At 59.2% G+C, this 17,159-nt stretch carries 16 protein-coding genes; 15 read left to right on the top strand and 1 reads right to left on the bottom strand.

The features are described from left to right. The first annotated feature begins 85 nt into the window (after window positions 1–85). The 6 genes from tilS to ispD all read left to right on the top strand — a co-directional run bounded on the left by tilS (window position 86) and on the right by ispD (window position 6,769). The gene (gene tilS / locus ORL50_RS03705) at window positions 86–1,414 is read left to right on the top strand and encodes a tRNA lysidine(34) synthetase TilS (RefSeq protein WP_266009894.1); all 1,329 of its coding nucleotides are present in this window, start codon (window positions 86–88) and stop codon (window positions 1,412–1,414) included. A 274-nt stretch (window positions 1,415–1,688) separates the two neighbouring features. Beyond that, window positions 1,689–3,320 carry a CTP synthase gene (pyrG, locus tag ORL50_RS03700; protein WP_266009893.1) on the top strand — a complete coding sequence of 544 codons (1,632 nt, stop codon included), beginning with the start codon at window positions 1,689–1,691 and terminating at the stop codon, window positions 3,318–3,320. A 5-nt stretch (window positions 3,321–3,325) separates the two neighbouring features. Then, window positions 3,326–4,171: a 3-deoxy-8-phosphooctulonate synthase gene (kdsA, locus tag ORL50_RS03695; RefSeq protein ID WP_266009892.1), complete on the top strand. Its 846-nt coding sequence runs from the start codon at window positions 3,326–3,328 to the stop codon at window positions 4,169–4,171. A 156-nt stretch (window positions 4,172–4,327) separates the two neighbouring features. Next, window positions 4,328–5,617: a phosphopyruvate hydratase gene (eno, locus tag ORL50_RS03690; protein ID WP_008039408.1), complete on the top strand. Its 1,290-nt coding sequence runs from the start codon at window positions 4,328–4,330 to the stop codon at window positions 5,615–5,617. 169 nt (window positions 5,618–5,786) lie between these two features. Then, complete coding sequence (gene ftsB / locus ORL50_RS03685; RefSeq protein ID WP_008028992.1) at window positions 5,787–6,065, top strand: cell division protein FtsB; 279 nt, start codon at window positions 5,787–5,789, stop codon at window positions 6,063–6,065. Further along, window positions 6,062–6,769, top strand: coding sequence for a 2-C-methyl-D-erythritol 4-phosphate cytidylyltransferase (ispD, locus tag ORL50_RS03680; RefSeq protein WP_266009891.1), 708 nt, complete (start codon window positions 6,062–6,064; stop codon window positions 6,767–6,769). Before ftsB ends, ispD begins: the two co-directional genes overlap by 4 nt. Before the next feature lie 129 nt (window positions 6,770–6,898). On the opposite strand, the gene ORL50_RS03675 is transcribed toward ispD, so the two are convergent. Beyond that, window positions 6,899–7,795, bottom strand: a complete 897-nt coding sequence (locus ORL50_RS03675) for a LysR family transcriptional regulator (RefSeq protein ID WP_266009890.1) — start codon at window positions 7,793–7,795, stop codon at window positions 6,899–6,901. 105 nt (window positions 7,796–7,900) lie between these two features. Here ORL50_RS03675 and ORL50_RS03670 point away from each other — a divergent pair, with 105 nt between their 5' ends. The 9 genes from ORL50_RS03670 (at window position 7,901) to kynU (ending at window position 17,138) form a co-directional block, all read left to right on the top strand. Beyond that, complete coding sequence (locus ORL50_RS03670; RefSeq protein WP_266009889.1) at window positions 7,901–9,013, top strand: S-(hydroxymethyl)glutathione dehydrogenase/class III alcohol dehydrogenase; 1,113 nt, start codon at window positions 7,901–7,903, stop codon at window positions 9,011–9,013. A gap of 8 nt (window positions 9,014–9,021) precedes the next feature. Beyond that, a complete protein-coding gene (fghA, locus tag ORL50_RS03665; protein WP_266009888.1) occupies window positions 9,022–9,867 on the top strand; it encodes an S-formylglutathione hydrolase in 846 nt (281 codons plus the stop codon). Window positions 9,868–9,910: 43 nt separating this feature from the next. Next, window positions 9,911–10,384, top strand: coding sequence for a 2-C-methyl-D-erythritol 2,4-cyclodiphosphate synthase (gene ispF / locus ORL50_RS03660; protein WP_266009887.1), 474 nt, complete (start codon window positions 9,911–9,913; stop codon window positions 10,382–10,384). Beyond that, complete coding sequence (gene truD, locus ORL50_RS03655; RefSeq protein ID WP_266009886.1) at window positions 10,381–11,439, top strand: tRNA pseudouridine(13) synthase TruD; 1,059 nt, start codon at window positions 10,381–10,383, stop codon at window positions 11,437–11,439. The genes ispF and truD overlap by 4 nt, the downstream gene beginning before the upstream one ends. Then, window positions 11,427–12,176, top strand: a complete 750-nt coding sequence (gene surE / locus ORL50_RS03650) for a 5'/3'-nucleotidase SurE (RefSeq protein WP_266009885.1) — start codon at window positions 11,427–11,429, stop codon at window positions 12,174–12,176. Before truD ends, surE begins: the two co-directional genes overlap by 13 nt. A gap of 41 nt (window positions 12,177–12,217) precedes the next feature. Continuing rightward, window positions 12,218–12,853, top strand: coding sequence for a protein-L-isoaspartate(D-aspartate) O-methyltransferase (locus ORL50_RS03645; protein WP_247289450.1), 636 nt, complete (start codon window positions 12,218–12,220; stop codon window positions 12,851–12,853). A gap of 199 nt (window positions 12,854–13,052) precedes the next feature. Further along, window positions 13,053–13,910, top strand: a complete 858-nt coding sequence (locus ORL50_RS03640) for a peptidoglycan DD-metalloendopeptidase family protein (RefSeq protein ID WP_266009884.1) — start codon at window positions 13,053–13,055, stop codon at window positions 13,908–13,910. 105 nt (window positions 13,911–14,015) lie between these two features. Beyond that, on the top strand, window positions 14,016–15,023 hold the full coding sequence (rpoS, locus tag ORL50_RS03635; protein ID WP_266009883.1) for an RNA polymerase sigma factor RpoS: 1,008 nt from the start codon (window positions 14,016–14,018) through the stop codon (window positions 15,021–15,023). A gap of 870 nt (window positions 15,024–15,893) precedes the next feature. After that, window positions 15,894–17,138, top strand: a complete 1,245-nt coding sequence (gene kynU, locus ORL50_RS03630) for a kynureninase (RefSeq protein WP_266009882.1) — start codon at window positions 15,894–15,896, stop codon at window positions 17,136–17,138. The last annotated feature ends 21 nt before the right edge of the window (window positions 17,139–17,159 follow it).

Here is a 17,159-nt window from a genome sequence, read left to right as displayed (position 1 = left end):
ACTGACATTCAGCCTATGTGTTGAATGCAAGGTCGCCATCGCGAGCAGGCTCACTCCTACAGTTGATTTGTGTGGTTTGAACGATATGAGTCAGCCCATGACTGATCTGCCTGCAAGGCTTCTGCTGAACCTTGCGCCTTGGCGCAACGCCACGACCTGGCGAATCGCTTTCTCCAGCGGTCTCGACTCCACCGTCCTGCTGCACCTCCTCGCACACCTCGCAAACACCCAAGCTCTTCCAGCGCTCAGCGCCATCCACATCCATCACTGTCTTCAAGCTGCGGCTGATGCGTGGCCGCAACATTGCCAGTCGGTCTGTGACGCGCTGGGTGTGCCGCTGCAGGTGGTTCACGTTCAGGTTCAGCCTGGCGCCAGTCTTGAGCGCGCCGCCCGGGATGCGCGCTATGGCGCCTTCGTTGAAGCCACTCAAACAAATGAAGTACTGCTGACCGCACAACACAGAGACGATCAGGCAGAAACCCTGTTGTTTCGGCTGATGCGCGGGGCAGGGGTGCGTGGCTTGGCCGGAATGCCTCGCGAACGCGCCCTGGGTCGCGGTCATCTGCTGCGGCCGCTGCTCGACGTCAGTCGCGCCGAGCTTGAGGCTTACGCGGCCGAGCATCAGTTGCACTGGATCGAGGACCCTTCGAACCAGGACTGTCAGTTCTCGCGCAACTATCTGCGCCATCAAGTGTTACCCGTGATGCTCGAGCGCTGGCCGCAAGCAGTGACCACCATGGCCCGCAGCGCCACGCATCTGGGCGAAGCGCGGGAGTTGCTTGATGAGCTGGCGCAAATCGACCTCGCCAGTGCCCGCACGGTCAGCGAGTTCGATTGGCTGGGCGTGCCCTCCCTGGAACTGGCGGCGCTCACCGGACTGTCCGCCGCACGCCAGCGCAACGCTTTGAGTCATTGGCTGGCGGCACTCACCCAGCTGCCGGACAGCGACCATTGGTCGGGTTGGGAAAATCTTCGCGATGCCGCCCCGGATGCCCGGCCAATCTGGCGCCTGGCCCGGGGCGAATTGCAGCGGGCGGGCGGCCGGATCTGGTGGGTTACCGGCAGCTGGTTACGTCCAGCAACCGCAGCCGTTGCCTGGAGCGATCCCTCACAACCGCTGGTGCTGCCGGATAACGGAGTGCTCAGCTTCAGCGGCCAGATTGCCGATGGGCCGTTGCAAATCCGCTATCGTCAGGGGGGCGAAGTGATGGCTGTGGGCGATCGCGGTCATCGCGACCTCAAGCGATTGCTCAACGAGCGCAGTGTTCCAGGCTTCGTCCGTGGCAGATTGCCGCTGCTGTACCGAGGCGCGCAATTGCTCGGGGTGGCCAACCTGCGGGACTTGAGTGGCAACGAGCAAGACGGCTGGCATTTGCATTGGGCTCCACTGAGCGAAGATCAAGGTTTGAGCTGAAAGGGGCTTTCCGGTAGACTACGCTCCCTTCTTGATACAACTTCTGTGGATTCGCCTGAATTGCAGGAGTTGCCGATTACCAAGCAGTCTTTGCTGGGCGATTCCAAAAAATGTGTAGCGAGCAACGTACCGGTGTTTCACCTGCCGGTCTGTCCCAACGCGGCGGTTTTTTTGAAAGGTGCACTGTGATTAATGCAGGTGATCGGGGGCTTCGGCCTTCCTTCGCTTTCCCCGGCGGCTCGGACCGCTTTAACGCAGACTTCTAGGGTTTTTCATGACGCGCTACATATTCGTCACGGGCGGTGTTGTTTCTTCATTGGGGAAAGGCATTGCATCGGCTTCATTGGCGGCGATCCTGGAGGCGCGGGGACTTAAGGTCACCATGCTGAAGCTGGACCCGTACATCAACGTCGACCCGGGCACCATGAGCCCGTTCCAGCACGGTGAAGTGTTCGTCACCCACGACGGCGCCGAGACCGACCTGGACCTGGGCCACTACGAGCGGTTCATCCGCACGACCATGACCCAGAACAACAACTTCACCACCGGCCGTGTCTACGAGCACGTGCTGCGCAAAGAGCGCCGTGGTGACTACCTGGGTGCAACCATCCAGGTGATCCCGCACATCACCGACGAAATCAAGCGCCGGATCATCAAGGGCGCCGGCGATGCCGATGTAGCCATGGTCGAGATCGGCGGTACCGTGGGTGACATCGAGTCGCAACCGTTCCTCGAAGCCATCCGTCAATTGCGTTTCGAAGTCGGCGCCAAGCGCGCGATGCTGATGCACCTGACGCTGGTTCCGTACATCGCCACTGCCGGCGAAACCAAGACCAAGCCAACCCAGCACTCGGTGAAGGAACTGCGTTCCATCGGCCTGCAGCCAGACGTGCTGGTATGCCGCTCCGATCACCCGATCGACATCTCGTCGCGTCGCAAGATCGCGCAGTTCACCAACGTTGAAGAACGTGCGGTGATCGCGCTGGAAGACGCCGACACCATCTACAAGATCCCGGGCATCCTGCACTCCCAGGGCCTGGATGATTTTGTCGTCGAGCGTTTCGGCCTGCAGTGCGGCGGTGCCGACCTGTCCGAGTGGGAAGCCGTGGTTGACGCCAAGCTGAACCCGGAACACGAAGTCACCATCGCCATGGTCGGCAAGTACATGGAATTGCTGGACGCCTACAAATCGCTGATCGAAGCGATGAGTCACGCCGGCATCAGCAACCGCACCAAGGTCAACCTGCGTTATATCGATTCCGAAGACATCGAAAACCAGGGCACCGCGCTGCTGGAAGGAGTCGACGCGATTCTGGTGCCAGGCGGCTTCGGTCTGCGTGGCGTGGAAGGCAAGATCACCGCCGTTCAGTACGCTCGCGAAAACAAGGTTCCGTACCTGGGCATCTGCCTGGGCATGCAAGTGGCCGTGATCGAGTTCGCACGTAATGTGCTGGGCTGGAAAGACGCCAACTCCACCGAGTTCGATCGTGCCAGTGGTCATCCGGTCGTGGGCTTGATCACCGAGTGGGAAGATGCCACCGGCGCGGTCGAAACCCGTACCGAAAGCTCCGACCTGGGCGGCACCATGCGTCTTGGCGCACAGGATTGCCTGCTCGAGCCAGGTTCCCTGGTGCACGATTGCTACGCCAAGGACGTGATTGTCGAGCGTCACCGTCATCGCTACGAAGTGAACAACAACCTGCTGCCGCAAATCATGGAAGCCGGTCTGAAAATCTCCGGTCGCTCCGGTGATGGCGCGCTGGTTGAAGTGGTCGAAGCTCCGGATCATCCATGGTTCGTCGCTTGCCAGTTCCACCCTGAGTTCACCTCGACGCCGCGCGACGGTCACCCGTTGTTCAGCGGTTTCGTCAAAGCAGCTTTGGTTCAACACCAGAAGAAGGCGTAACTCCAATGGCGCAGAAGATCATCCGCGTAGGCGATATCGAGATTGCCAACGACAAGCCAATGGTGCTTTTCGGTGGCATGAACGTGCTGGAAAGCCGCGACATGGCGATGCAGGTCTGCGAAGAATACGTAAAGGTCACCGAGAAACTCGGTATCCCTTACGTGTTCAAGGCCAGCTTCGACAAGGCCAACCGTTCCTCCGTGACCTCTTACCGTGGCCCCGGCCTGGAAGAGGGCATGCGCATCTTCCAGGACATCAAGCAAGCCTTTGGCGTGCCGATCATCACCGACGTCCACGAGCCTGAGCAGGCTGCGGTCGTTGCTGAAGTCTGCGACATCATCCAGCTGCCGGCCTTCCTGTCGCGCCAGACCGACCTGGTGGTCGCGATGGCCAAGACCGGTGCGGTGATCAACATCAAGAAGGCCCAGTTTCTCGCACCTCAGGAAATGAAACACATCCTGAACAAATGCGTGGAAGCGGGTAACGATCAGTTGATCCTCTGCGAACGCGGTTCGAGCTTCGGCTACAACAACCTGGTCGTCGACATGCTCGGCTTCGGCATCATGAAGCAGTTCGAATACCCGGTGTTCTTCGACGTGACCCATGCGCTGCAAATGCCCGGCGGTCGCTCCGATTCCGCCGGCGGTCGTCGCGCCCAGGTCCTCGACCTGGCCAAGGCTGGCATTAGCCAGTCGCTGGCTGGTCTGTTCCTTGAAGCCCACCCGGACCCGGACAACGCCAAGTGCGACGGCCCTTGCGCCTTGCGCCTGGACAAACTGGAGCCATTCCTGGCCCAGCTCAAAGCTTTGGACGAACTGGTGAAGAGTTTTCCGACGGTAGAAACCGCGTAAACCTCATTTCTCCGGTAAAGTACCGCACGATTTGTTGCTCAGGCCCTCGGGCCTGAGCCTTATCGTCCGCAAGTCTGCCCGCTGCACACCACTTGCCGACGGTAAAAGATTTCCTCTAGCTGCGTCGTTTTCGTCAACTTTGGAGTGTTTACAACAATGGCAAAAATCGTCGACATCAAAGGTCGTGAAGTTCTCGACTCCCGTGGCAATCCCACCGTGGAAGCGGACGTGCTTCTCGATAACGGCATCATCGGTAGCGCTTGCGCGCCGTCCGGTGCTTCCACTGGCTCGCGCGAAGCGCTCGAGCTGCGTGATGGCGACAAGAGCCGTTACCTGGGCAAAGGCGTACTCAAAGCCGTCGCCAACATCAACGGTCCGATCCGCGACCTGTTGAAAGGCACAGATCCAAGCGACCAGAAAGCGCTGGATCACGCGATGATCAAGCTTGACGGTACTGAAAACAAAGGTTCCCTGGGCGCCAACGCGATCCTCGCCGTTTCCCTGGCAGCAGCCAAGGCAGCAGCACAGGACCAGGACCTGCCGCTGTACGCTCACATCGCCAACCTGAACGGCACCCCGGGTGTTTACTCGATGCCGGTTCCGATGATGAACATCATCAACGGTGGCGAGCACGCCGATAACAACGTCGACATCCAGGAATTCATGGTTCAGCCGGTTGGCGCCAAGTCTTTCTCGGAAGGCCTGCGCATGGGCACCGAGATTTTCCATCACCTCAAAGCTGTGCTGAAGGCCCGTGGCCTGAGCACTGCAGTCGGTGACGAAGGTGGTTTCGCACCGAACCTGGCTTCCAACGAAGACGCTTTGAAAGTGATCTCCGAAGCCGTGGCCAACGCCGGCTACAAGCTGGGCACTGACGTGACCCTGGCCCTGGACTGTGCGGCCAGCGAATTCTACGAAGACGGCAAGTACAACCTGTCCGGCGAAGGCCAGGTGTTCACCGCTGAAGGTTTCGCTGATTACCTGAAAGGCCTGACCGAGCGTTACCCGATCATCTCGATCGAAGACGGCCTGGACGAGTCCGACTGGGCTGGTTGGAAAATCCTCACCGACAAGATCGGCGAGAAGACCCAGCTGGTAGGCGACGACCTGTTCGTGACCAACACCAAGATCCTGAAAGAAGGCATCGATAAAAAGATCGCCAACTCGATCCTGATCAAGTTCAACCAGATCGGCACCCTGACCGAAACCCTGGAAGCCATCCAGATGGCCAAGGCCGCTGGTTACACTGCAGTGATCTCGCACCGTTCGGGCGAAACCGAAGATTCGACCATTGCCGACCTGGCCGTGGGCACTTCGGCTGGCCAGATCAAGACCGGCTCCCTGTGCCGTTCGGATCGAGTATCCAAGTACAACCAACTGCTGCGAATCGAAGAGCAGTTGAACGGCAAAGCCAAGTACAACGGTCGCAGCGAATTCCGCGGTTGATCGTCTACTGATATAAAGTCAGCGGATAGTGCTTAAAAAATCGCAACGGCGATGGATTTGCCACTAATCTGATGCCTTATCAGCACAAGCCTGGGTCTTCCAGGCTTCGTGCTATCAGATGCTTCAAGTTTTGGCATGGCTGTCTTTTTCACTGGAAACCCGATATTCGATGCGCAGTCCCAATTGGTTGTTTCTCGTCTTGCTCCTGTTGCTGGCTGGCCTGCAATACCGCCTTTGGGTGGGTAATGGCAGCCTGGCGCAAGTGGCCGAGCTGACTCAGCAGATCGCTGATCAACACGCTGAGAATGAGGGCTTGCTGGAACGCAATCGGGTCATGGACGCCGAAGTCAGTGAGTTGAAAAAAGGCATGGAGACCGTTGAAGAGCGGGCTCGTCATGAGTTGGGCATGGTCAAGGACGGTGAAACCCTTTACCAGTTGGCTCAATGAATTCCTCGATCCCGGCCTTCTGGGCCGTGATTCCTGCCGCGGGCGTCGGTGCCCGTATGGCCGCAGACCGTCCCAAGCAATACTTGCAACTGGGCGGGCGCACTATTCTCGAACACAGCCTTGGCTGTTTCCTTGATCATCCATCCCTGAAGGGGCTGGTGGTCAGTCTTGCTGCAGATGATCCCTATTGGCCGAACCTCGCCTGCGCAAGCGATGCGCGAATCCAGCGAGTCGACGGCGGTGCCGAGCGTTCCGGTTCGGTGTTGAACGCCTTGCTGCACTTGCATGCACTGGGAGCGAACGACGAAGACTGGGTGCTGGTGCACGATGCTGCCCGGCCCAACCTGAGTCGTGATGATCTCGATAAGTTGCTGAGTGAACTGGCGGATGATCCGGTCGGCGGGCTGCTGGCGGTGCCGGCGCGGGATACGTTGAAGCGGGTCGACAAAAACGGCCGGGTGGTTGAAACCGTGGATCGCAGTGTGATCTGGCAGGCGTATACACCGCAGATGTTTCGCCTTGGTGCATTGCATCGGGCGCTGGCGGACAGCCTGGTGGCGGATGCGATTATTACGGATGAAGCTTCGGCCATGGAGTGGGCGGGGTTGGCGCCGCGGTTGATCGAAGGGCGGTCGGACAACCTGAAGGTCACTCGACCTGAAGACCTTGAGTGGTTACGGCTGCGTTGGGCTAACCGCCGCTAAAAGATCGCAGCCTCGTTGCACTCGACAGCTCCTACAGTGGTTGGTGTCGTTTACGATTTCCGTTTGCGCCACCGATCCAATGTAGGAGTGAGCCTGCTCGCGATAGCGGTGGATCAGGCAACACCACTCTCAAACCCGGTACTCCGGCCGCAACGCCAACCCTTCCCTCAAATAATCCACCAACTTGCGCACCTTCGGCGACAGATGCCGTTGTTGTGGATAAAGCGCCCACACCGCCGTATTCGGCGGTTGATGCGCTTCCAGCAGCGAAATCAGCTCGCCGCTTTGCAGATGTTCCAGCACGTAATAATCCGGCAACTGGCATAACCCGACCCCTTGCAACGCCGCATCCAACACCGCTTGGCCACTGTTACAGCGCCAGTTTCCCTGCACCCGCTGGGAAAACTCCCGTCCGTTCTGCTCCAGTTGCCACAGGTCCGAACTGCCGATCAGGCAGTTATGGCGGCTCAACTCGGACAGGCTGTGCGGGCGACCATAACGTTCCACGTAGGAAGGCGAGGCGCATAGGTACATGCGCCGTGGTGCTAGGCGCGTGGCCACCAGTCGCGAGTCCTGAAGTCGGCCGAGGCGGATGGCCAGGTCGATACCGTCATGCACCAGGTCGAGTTGACGGTTGCTCAGTTCGATATCAATGCGCAGTTGCGGATACAACGCCATGAATCGGGTCACCAGCGGCACGATAAACCGTTCGCCGTAGGCTACAGCGCAGGTCATGCGCAGCATGCCCTTGGGCTCGCTGCTCAGGTCACCGACTGCGCGCAAGGCTTCCTCGCGACCATCCTGCAGGCGCTGGCAATGTTGCAAAAACGTCTGCCCGGCTTCGGTCAGCGTGACCCGTCGAGTACTGCGGTAGAGCAGGCGGGTCTGCAGGCGCTCCTCGAGGCGGACAATCTGTCGGCTGACGTGCGAGGAGGAAACACCAAGACGCTCTGCCGCTGCGGTGAACTGGCTGCATTCGGCCACGGCAACAAACTCGTCTATGCCTTCCCAACGATTTTCGGACATTGAAGATTATCCCTGTGTGGCAATAATGTTTTGCTTTTGTCCGGATTATTCACTGTAAATGGATGTATTACACTGCTCGTCTCGTTTATTCACTGGAGTATCCCCATGATCAAGTCGCGCGCTGCCGTTGCCTTTGAGGCCAAGAAACCTCTTGAGATCGTTGAAGTCGACGTCGCCATGCCCAAGGCTGGTGAAGTCCTGCTGCGCGTAGTGGCCTCCGGGGTCTGCCATACCGATGCCTACACCCTGTCGGGCGCCGATCCGGAAGGCATCTTCCCGTCGATCCTGGGGCACGAAGGTGGCGCAGTGGTTGAAGCGATCGGCGAGGGCGTGACTTCGGTTGCAGTTGGCGATCACGTGATTCCGCTGTATACGCCGGAATGCCGTCAGTGCAAATTCTGCCTGTCGGGCAAAACCAACCTGTGCCAGGCCATTCGTGCAACCCAGGGCAAAGGCCTGATGCCTGACGGCACGTCGCGCTTCTCCTACAAGGGCCAGCAAATTTTCCACTACATGGGGACTTCGACTTTTTCCGAGTACACCGTGCTGCCGGAAATCTCTGTCGCCAAGATCGCCAAGGAAGCGCCCCTGGAAAAGGTCTGCCTGCTGGGTTGCGGGGTTACCACCGGGATCGGCGCAGTACTCAATACGGCTAAAGTGAAACCTGGTGATACCGTCGCCATCTTCGGCCTCGGCGGTATTGGTCTGTCTGCGATCATCGGCGCGGTCAAGGCCAAGGCAGGGCGCATCATTGCCATTGATATCAACCCGGCCAAGTTCGAGATCGCCAAGCAGCTGGGCGCAACCGACTGCGTGAATCCGAAAGATTTCGACCGGCCGATCCAGGAAGTCATCGTCGACATGACCGATGGCGGAGTGGACTTTTCCTTTGAATGCATCGGCAACGTGCAACTGATGCGCGCCGCACTTGAGTGCTGCCACAAGGGCTGGGGCGAGTCGGTGATCATCGGCGTCGCCGGTGCAGGCCAGGAAATCGCCACCCGTCCATTCCAGCTGGTGACCGGTCGAGTCTGGCGCGGTTCGGCGTTCGGTGGGGTGCGTGGTCGTACCGAGCTGCCAAGCTATGTCGAAATGGCTGAAACCGGGGAAATCCCGTTGGATACTTTCATCACCCACACCATGGGCCTGGAAGATATCAACAAGGCATTCGACCTGATGCACGAAGGCAAAAGCATCCGCAGCGTCATTCATTTCTGAGGTCGCTCATGAGCCTGGAAAATATCTCCTGCCAGAAAAGCTTCGGCGGCTGGCACAAACGCTACCGCCATCGTTCCGATGTGCTCGGCTGCGACATGGTGTTTGCGGTGTACCTGCCGCCACAAGCGGAGCAGGGCGGCAAGCTGCCCGTGCTGTACTGGCTGTCCGGCCTGACCTGCACCGACGAGAACTTCATGCACAAGGCCGGCGCGATGCGCATGGCCGCCGAGCTCGGGTTGATCATCGTCGCGCCGGACACCAGCCCTCGCGGCCTCGATGTACCGGGGGATCCGGATGGCGCCTGGGACTTCGGCCTGGGCGCGGGGTTTTACCTGAATGCCACCCAGGAACCCTGGTCCCGGCATTACCGCATGCATGACTACGTGGTAAAGGAGCTGCCGGCACTGGTCGAGGCGCATTTTCCGGCGTCGGACAAGCGCGGGATCAGCGGTCACTCCATGGGTGGCCACGGTGCGCTGGTCTGCGCTTTGCGCAACCCGGGACGCTACCAGTCGGTGTCGGCGTTCTCGCCGATCAACAATCCGATGGACTGCCCGTGGGGCCAGAAAGCCTTTTCCCGTTACCTGGGAGAGGACCGGTCAAAGTGGCGCGAATGGGATGCCTGCGCGTTGCTTGCCGAGGCTGACGAAAAGCTGCCGTTGCTGGTTGACCAAGGTGACCGCGACGACTTCCTCGCCACCCAACTCAAGCCTGAAGCCCTGCAGCAGGCGGCCAAGCTGGCTGCTCATCCACTGACGTTGCGCCTGCAACCGGGCTACGACCACAGCTATTTTTTCATCGCCAGTTTCATCGATGACCACTTGCGGCATCACGGACGCGCCCTAGGCGTGTAATGCAGGTAGAATCACGCCCTGACAAAATTCGGGGCGTTTTTTTATGCGTATTGGCCACGGCTATGATGTGCACCGTTTCGCTGAAGGCGATTTCATTACTCTGGGCGGCGTGCGTATCGCACACGGCTTCGGGCTGCTCGCTCACTCCGACGGTGACGTCCTGCTGCACGCCTTGAGCGATGCCTTGCTCGGCGCGGCAGCGCTGGGCGATATCGGCAAGCACTTTCCCGACACCGACCCTACTTTCAAGGGCGCCGACAGCCGCGTGCTGTTGCGTCACGTCGTCGGTCTGATCCACGCCAAGGGCTGGAGAGTCGGCAACGTCGACAACACCATCGTCGCCCAGGCGCCGAAAATGGCCCCGCATATCGAATCGATGCGCGCGCTGATCGCTGCGGATCTTCAAGTTGAACTGGATCAGGTGAACGTGAAAGCCACCACTACCGAAAAGCTCGGCTTTGTCGGGCGCGAAGAGGGTATTGCCGTGCATTCCGTTGCCTTGTTGCTGCGCGCATGAACGAACTGCAACTGCTTGGCCCCCGGGCCTATGGTGACGCGCTCGGCACTGCAGTGCTCAAAGCCACCGCCGAAGACTTCCAGGTCGATGAAGTGCTCGACATCCCCTTGAGCGGCGATGGCGAGCATCTTTGGATCTGGGTCGAAAAGCGCGGCCTGAACACGGAGGAAGCGGCACGGCGGATCGCCAAGGCTGCGGGCGTTTCGTTGCGCACCGTCAGTTACGCAGGGCTGAAGGACCGTCAGGCGCTGACTCGCCAATGGTTCAGCGTGCAATTGCCAGGCAAGGCCGATCCGGATTTGTCGGCCGCAGAAAACGACACGTTGAAAATCCTCAAGACCGGCCGCCATAAACGCAAGCTGCAACGCGGCGCTCACTCGGCCAATGGTTTCACCTTGCGCCTGACCCAGTTCGCCGGCGACAAGGCGGCAATTGAAGAACGACTGCAATTGATCAGCAAGCAAGGCGTGCCCAATTATTTTGGTGCCCAGCGTTTCGGCTTCGACGGCGGTAACGTAGTCGATGCCCGTGCCTGGGCCGCGCGCAAGGCCTTGCCGGAACAGCGCAACGTGCGTTCGCGCCTGCTCTCGACCGCCCGCAGTTTTCTGTTCAACCAGGTCCTGGCGGCGCGGGTTGCCGACGGCAGCTGGCAGCGTGCCCAGGTCGGCGATCTGCTGGCGTTTACCGACAGCCGCAGCTTTTTCCCGGCCGGCGAAGCTGAATGCAGCGACCCGCGCCTGGATATTCTTGACCTGCATCCGACCGGCCCGCAGTGGGGCGAAGGTGACTCACCGGCCGCTGGGGTTGTCCATGAACTGGAGCAGGCGATCGCCACTCGCGAAGCAGACTTGCGCGATTGGCTGGTTAACGCCGGAATGAGCCACGAACGTCGCATCCTGCGACTGCCCATTGGTGGGTTGACGTGGCATTATCCGGAGCCTGACATTCTGCAACTGGAATTCGTCCTGCCGGCCGGATGCTTTGCCACCGTATTGGTGCGCGAGCTAGTCGATCTGGTGCCGGTGGGGCAGACGGACAGCCCATGCGTATTCTGATTTCTAACGACGATGGGGTAACTGCGCCCGGACTCGCCGCGCTTTATGCTGCGCTGGCGGATTACACCGAGTGCGTGGTTATCGCCCCTGACCAGGACAAAAGCGGCGCCAGCAGCTCGCTGACGCTCGACCGTCCGTTGCACCCGCAAACCCTGGCCAATGGTTTTGTCAGCCTCAATGGCACCCCTACCGATTGCGTGCATCTGGGCCTCAATGGCCTGCTGGAGCGCCAACCGGATATGGTGGTCTCGGGCATCAACCTCGGTGCCAACCTGGGGGACGACGTGCTGTATTCCGGTACGGTTGCCGCAGCCCTGGAAGGGCGTTTCCTGGAGCGGCCTTCGTTCGCGTTCTCGCTGGTCTCACGGCAAGTAGAGAACCTTCCCACAGCGGCTTACTTTGCGCGCAAACTGGTAGAAGCCCACGCTGACCTCGAGCTGCCCCCGCGCACGGTGCTGAACGTGAACATTCCAAATTTGCCCCTGGATCATATTCGCGGCATCCAGCTGACACGCCTCGGCCATCGCGCCAGGGCTGCCGCGCCGATGAAAGTAGTCGACCCACGCGGCAAATCCGGGTACTGGATTGCAGCTGCCGGAGACGCCGAGGACGGCGGTCCGGGGACGGATTTTCATGCGGTGGTGCAAGGCTATGTGTCGATTACTCCGCTGCAGCTGGACCGAACCTTCAATGATGCCTTCAGAAGTCTTGATGGCTGGCTGGAGGGCCTGCGCTAATGGCTCGTGAGCACGACGATATTCTGCGACGCGGCATCGGGATGACTTCTCAGCGTACCCGCGAACGCCTGATCCAGCGCCTGTATGACGAAGGGCTCTCCAACGCCAAAGTGTTGGAGGTGATTCGCCGTACTCCGCGTCATTTGTTCGTCGATGAGGCGCTGGCGCACCGCGCTTACGAAGACACGGCATTGCCGATCGGCCATAACCAGACCATTTCCCAACCCTATATGGTGGCGCGCATGAGCGAGCTGCTGCTGGAGGCGGGGCCGTTGGACAAGGTCCTCGAGATTGGCACGGGCTCGGGCTACCAGACGGCGGTGCTGTCGCAGTTGGTGGAGCGGGTGTTCTCGGTCGAACGCATCAAGGTCCTGCAGGACCGGGCCAAGGAGCGCCTGGTCGAATTGAACCTGCGCAACGTGGTGTTTCGTTGGGGCGACGGCTGGGAAGGTTGGCCGGCGCTGGCGCCATACAACGGCATTATCGTCACGGCGGTCGCAACGGACGTACCCCAGGCGCTGCTCGACCAGTTGGCGCCGGGTGGACGCCTGGTGATTCCGGTCGGCTCGGGAGAGGTCCAGCAACTGATGCTGATCATCCGCGAAGAACAGGGTTTTTCCAGGCATGTGCTGGGCGCCGTCCGGTTCGTCCCACTGTTGAATGGGCCGCTGGCCTGAGCATTTGTTTAAACGCGCTGAATTCTATTCGATTGCTCCTGTCTTACAGCGGCAACATCGGGTTAAACAGATTCATCGTCAGTCAGCAAACGTGTGCGGTAGTTCACTAAGGTAAAGCCGGCACGGCCCGTTATACTTGCGTCATTTCCTGCCGATACTTGGCACTTCAAATTTTCAGCCACCACAAAGGGAGCGGCGGGTGAGTCTCAAAGTCATTGCGCAGCGAATTGGTATCACGAGCTTTCAGCGCCTGGTGACTGGCCTTGTCTTGAGCACCTTGCTGGTTGGATGTTCCAGCAACAAATCGAGTGACGTGCGCGTCGTCGATCGCAACAAGGCCGTGGCTCAACGGCCGGCAGTGACCACGGGTCAGTATGTCGTGCGACCCAAGGACACCATGTTTTCCATTGCCTTCCGCTACGGCTGGGACTACAAGGCACTGGCAGCCCGTAACAATATTCCGGCGCCCTACACCATTCATCCGGGTCAGACGATTCGCTTCGACGGGCGCACCGGTTCAACGCCTTCAACGGTTTCCAGTTCATCCAGTTCAACGCCTTCATCGTCGAGTAAAACCACGGTGTTCAAGCGTCCGGTTAACGGGTCGGGGCCAACGACTGCAGTGGTTGTACCGTCCGTCGCGAACAAACCGGCACCCGCTTCACTGCCTCCAGCAGGTCCAGCCCCGACCGGCTGGGGATGGCCTTCTAATGGCATTCTTATTGGAAAATTCTCTTCAAACGGGAGTTTGAATAAAGGAATTGATATCGCCGGAGATTTGGGACAGCCTGTTTTAGCTGCGTCTGATGGGACGGTGGTATACGCCGGGAGTGGCTTAAGGGGCTACGGTGAATTAGTCATCATCAAACACAGCGACACCTACGTCAGTGCCTACGGACATAACCGCAGGCTGTTGGTTCGGGAGGGGCAGCAGGTCAAGGTCGGACAGACAATTGCCGAAATGGGGTCAACGGGTACAGACCGGGTGAAACTGCATTTTGAGATTCGCCGCCAAGGTAAACCTGTAGATCCACTGCAGTTCCTGCCACGTCGTTGATTTGTTACCAGCCTGTTCCGTCGCGTAGAGGGAACAGGCTCCAGCGTTGCCAAGGATAAAGGCGTCGCTTGAGCTTGAGGTCGAACTCACCAAAGGACTATAACAATGGCTCTCAGTAAAGAAGTGCCGGAGTTTGACATCGACGATGAGGTTCTCCTTATGGAGACCGACATCGGGACGGATTCGGTGTCGAATGATGAAGGGGCAGCTCCACCTTCCGTTCGTACTAAATCCAAACACTCCGCGTCGTTGAAGCAACACAAGTACATTGACTACACGCGCGCACTCGATGCCACGCAGCTGTATCTCAATGAAATCGGCTTTTCCCCTCTGTTATCCCCCGAAGAAGAAGTGCATTTTGCGCGTTTGTCGCAAAGTGGGGATCCGGCTGGGCGCAAGCGCATGATTGAAAGCAACCTGCGGCTGGTGGTGAAAATCGCCCGGCGCTACGTCAATCGTGGCCTGTCGCTGCTGGACCTGATCGAAGAGGGCAACCTCGGACTCATTCGGGCGGTAGAGAAGTTCGACCCTGAACGCGGCTTCCGCTTTTCGACCTACGCAACCTGGTGGATTCGTCAGACCATCGAGCGCGCGATCATGAATCAGACCCGGACAATCCGGTTGCCGATCCATGTGGTCAAAGAGCTGAATGTGTACTTGCGGGCAGCCCGGGAACTGACGCAAAAACTTGATCATGAACCCTCACCCGAAGAAATCGCCAACCTGCTGGAAAAACCGGTAGGAGAGGTCAAGCGCATGCTGGGCTTGAACGAGCGGGTTTCTTCGGTCGATGTCTCGCTGGGTCCGGATTCGGATAAAACCCTGCTGGACACCCTTACCGATGATCGTCCAACCGATCCCTGTGAGCTGCTGCAAGACGACGACCTGTCCCAGAGCATTGACCAGTGGCTGTCCGAGCTGACCGACAAGCAGCGCGAGGTGGTGATTCGCCGCTTCGGCCTGCGCGGTCATGAGAGCAGCACGTTGGAAGATGTAGGCCTGGAAATTGGTCTGACTCGGGAGCGGGTCAGGCAGATCCAGGTTGAAGGTCTCAAGCGTCTTCGGGAGATCCTGGAGAAGAACGGTTTGTCGAGCGAGTCGCTGTTCCAATAAGCGTATTGCAGGCAGGCAGCGAAGAACCCCGACTGGTTCGGGGTTTTTTGTGGGCGGGATTTGAGTCGGCGGGGGAGACTCGGGTTTGTAGTCAGGTGGCGTAAGTCTTTGCTTACTCTGTCGTAAGTGTTCGTTATTTTTACAGGTGAATGTTTGGCTGCGTTCGCTTGAGGGCTTTCGTAAGCATATGATTTATATGCCTATATTTTTTTTGGGGAGTTGGTTATTCAGGCGCTTGAGCATTTTCCATGCGTTGCTCATGGCTGGGTAAGGTCTAGTATCTGGGTTGTGTCGACGGATAGACACGCCCCTCAGGATGAAGGGGAAAGGATATCGCAGGAGCGATTCATCAGGATGATGAAAAGGAACACAGGGACTAGGGAAAAAAATGTGGGCGGGTCAAACCGCCCCTTTTTTTTGCCTGCTTTTTGTGCGCATGAGGCGGGTTGTGTGGAAATAGCGGCATCCCCCCCGGCATAACACCGCCATCGCCGGCAAGCCGGGCTCCTACGGATTTGTGCCGTCCCCCAACCCCCGCGAACACCCCGTTCAAGTGTAGGAGCCTGGCTTGCCAGCGATGGCGGCGGAACATTCGCCATCGCCGGCAAGCCAGGCTCCTACGGATTTGTGCCTCTTTCCTATCTAGCATCCCCCCAGCTCCCCGCCCGACGCCGCCAGCTATAACAGTCGAGAATACTTGGCGCGGGCTTTTCTATTTTCGGGTAATGGCCTGTGCGGTTAGCATCAGGACACTTCGCAGTGGCTTACAGGTCCGTTTGCAATGCCATGAGGATCGCCCCCCGTCGCGGGTCCGATCAGCAGGCGGCCCGTCAGCCCCACAAGAAGAAGAAAAACTCAGAAGGAGCGTTTATGTCCACGTCCACCCCCGCCACCCGAGCGGACTTTGAACACCTCGATCAGATAGATGAATTGCGTAACTCCCGTGAGCGTTTCGACTTGCCCGAGGGCGAAATCTACCTTGATGGCAACTCCTTGGGCGCAATGCCGCGGCACATTCCGGCGCGGATCGAGAAAGTTCTCAAGCAGGAATGGGCTCAAGGCCTGATTCGCTCCTGGAACGATGCCGACTGGTACCCCGCGCCACAGCGTGCTGGGGCAAAGATTGCTGGGTTGATCGGCGCGCAGGGCCACGAAGTGATTGTTGCCGACTCGACTTCGATCAATCTGTTCAAGGTGCTGGTCGCGGCCATCCGCCTGCGTCCCGGACGCAGCGTTATTCTGGCCGAGCGCGGCAACTTTCCAACTGACGTTTACATCGCTGATGGTGTGGCCGAGCTCACGGGCAGTCAATTGCGCTGCGTCGAGCCGGACGACATTCTCGATGCCCTGGATGAAGAGGTGGCGATTGTTTCGCTGACCCATGTCAACTTCAAATCCGGCAAGCGCTACGACATGGCGCGTATCACCGAACGGGCCCAAGCAGTCGGCGCTCTGGTGGTCTGGGATCTTTGCCATTCGGCTGGCGCCATGCCCATCGCGCTGAACGAGGTCAATGCCGACTTCGCCGTGGGTTGCGGCTACAAGTACCTCAATGGTGGCCCGGGTGCGCCAGCGTTTGTGTTCGTCGCCGAGCGCCATATCCCGCATATTCGCCAACCGCTCACAGGCTGGCATGGCCATGCCAAGCCGTTCGATTTCGACCATCACTTCCGCCCTCATCCCACCATCGACCGGATGCTCACGGGCACTGCGCCGCAACTGGGTGTGTTGGCCCTGGAAGCGGCACTGGAAGTGTTCGACGGCGTCGACCTGAAAATGCTTCGAGAAAAAAGCGTGGCCTTGGGCGACCTGTTCATTTCCCTGTGCGATCAGCAGCTGGCCGGCCTGGGCATCGAGTTGCGCTCCCCGCGTGACGGCGAACAGCGGGGCAGTCAGGTGTCGCTCGCCCACGACCAGGCTTACGCAGTGATGCAGGCATTGATCGCTCGCGGCATCGTCGGCGATTTCCGTGCGCCCGACATCCTGCGGTTTGGTTTTGCTCCGCTGTACATCCGCTATGTGGATATCTGGGACAGCGTGGTCGCCTTGCGTGAAATCCTCGAACAAAAAGAATGGGATCGCCCGGAGTTCCTGGCCCGCAAGTCAGTGACCTGAGCCCCTCCCACCGATTCGGAG

It is taken from the genome of Pseudomonas sp. RIT-562 (assembly GCF_026241895.1).
Taxonomy (GTDB): domain Bacteria; phylum Pseudomonadota; class Gammaproteobacteria; order Pseudomonadales; family Pseudomonadaceae; genus Aquipseudomonas; species Aquipseudomonas mandelii_F.
Note: the sequence above shows the minus strand (reverse complement) of the source record. Positions and strands in the feature narration are given on the sequence as shown.

Coding starts and splice junctions, on each gene's coding strand:
- tilS (WP_266009894.1), top strand. CDS start 86: ATGAGTCAGCCCATGACTGATCTGCCTGCAAGGCTTCTGCTGAACCTT.
- pyrG (WP_266009893.1), top strand. CDS start 1,689: ATGACGCGCTACATATTCGTCACGGGCGGTGTTGTTTCTTCATTGGGG.
- kdsA (WP_266009892.1), top strand. CDS start 3,326: ATGGCGCAGAAGATCATCCGCGTAGGCGATATCGAGATTGCCAACGAC.
- eno (WP_008039408.1), top strand. CDS start 4,328: ATGGCAAAAATCGTCGACATCAAAGGTCGTGAAGTTCTCGACTCCCGT.
- ftsB (WP_008028992.1), top strand. CDS start 5,787: ATGCGCAGTCCCAATTGGTTGTTTCTCGTCTTGCTCCTGTTGCTGGCT.
- ispD (WP_266009891.1), top strand. CDS start 6,062: ATGAATTCCTCGATCCCGGCCTTCTGGGCCGTGATTCCTGCCGCGGGC.
- ORL50_RS03675 (WP_266009890.1), bottom strand. CDS start 7,795: ATGTCCGAAAATCGTTGGGAAGGCATAGACGAGTTTGTTGCCGTGGCC.
- ORL50_RS03670 (WP_266009889.1), top strand. CDS start 7,901: ATGATCAAGTCGCGCGCTGCCGTTGCCTTTGAGGCCAAGAAACCTCTT.
- fghA (WP_266009888.1), top strand. CDS start 9,022: ATGAGCCTGGAAAATATCTCCTGCCAGAAAAGCTTCGGCGGCTGGCAC.
- ispF (WP_266009887.1), top strand. CDS start 9,911: ATGCGTATTGGCCACGGCTATGATGTGCACCGTTTCGCTGAAGGCGAT.
- truD (WP_266009886.1), top strand. CDS start 10,381: ATGAACGAACTGCAACTGCTTGGCCCCCGGGCCTATGGTGACGCGCTC.
- surE (WP_266009885.1), top strand. CDS start 11,427: ATGCGTATTCTGATTTCTAACGACGATGGGGTAACTGCGCCCGGACTC.
- ORL50_RS03645 (WP_247289450.1), top strand. CDS start 12,218: ATGACTTCTCAGCGTACCCGCGAACGCCTGATCCAGCGCCTGTATGAC.
- rpoS (WP_266009883.1), top strand. CDS start 14,016: ATGGCTCTCAGTAAAGAAGTGCCGGAGTTTGACATCGACGATGAGGTT.
- kynU (WP_266009882.1), top strand. CDS start 15,894: ATGTCCACGTCCACCCCCGCCACCCGAGCGGACTTTGAACACCTCGAT.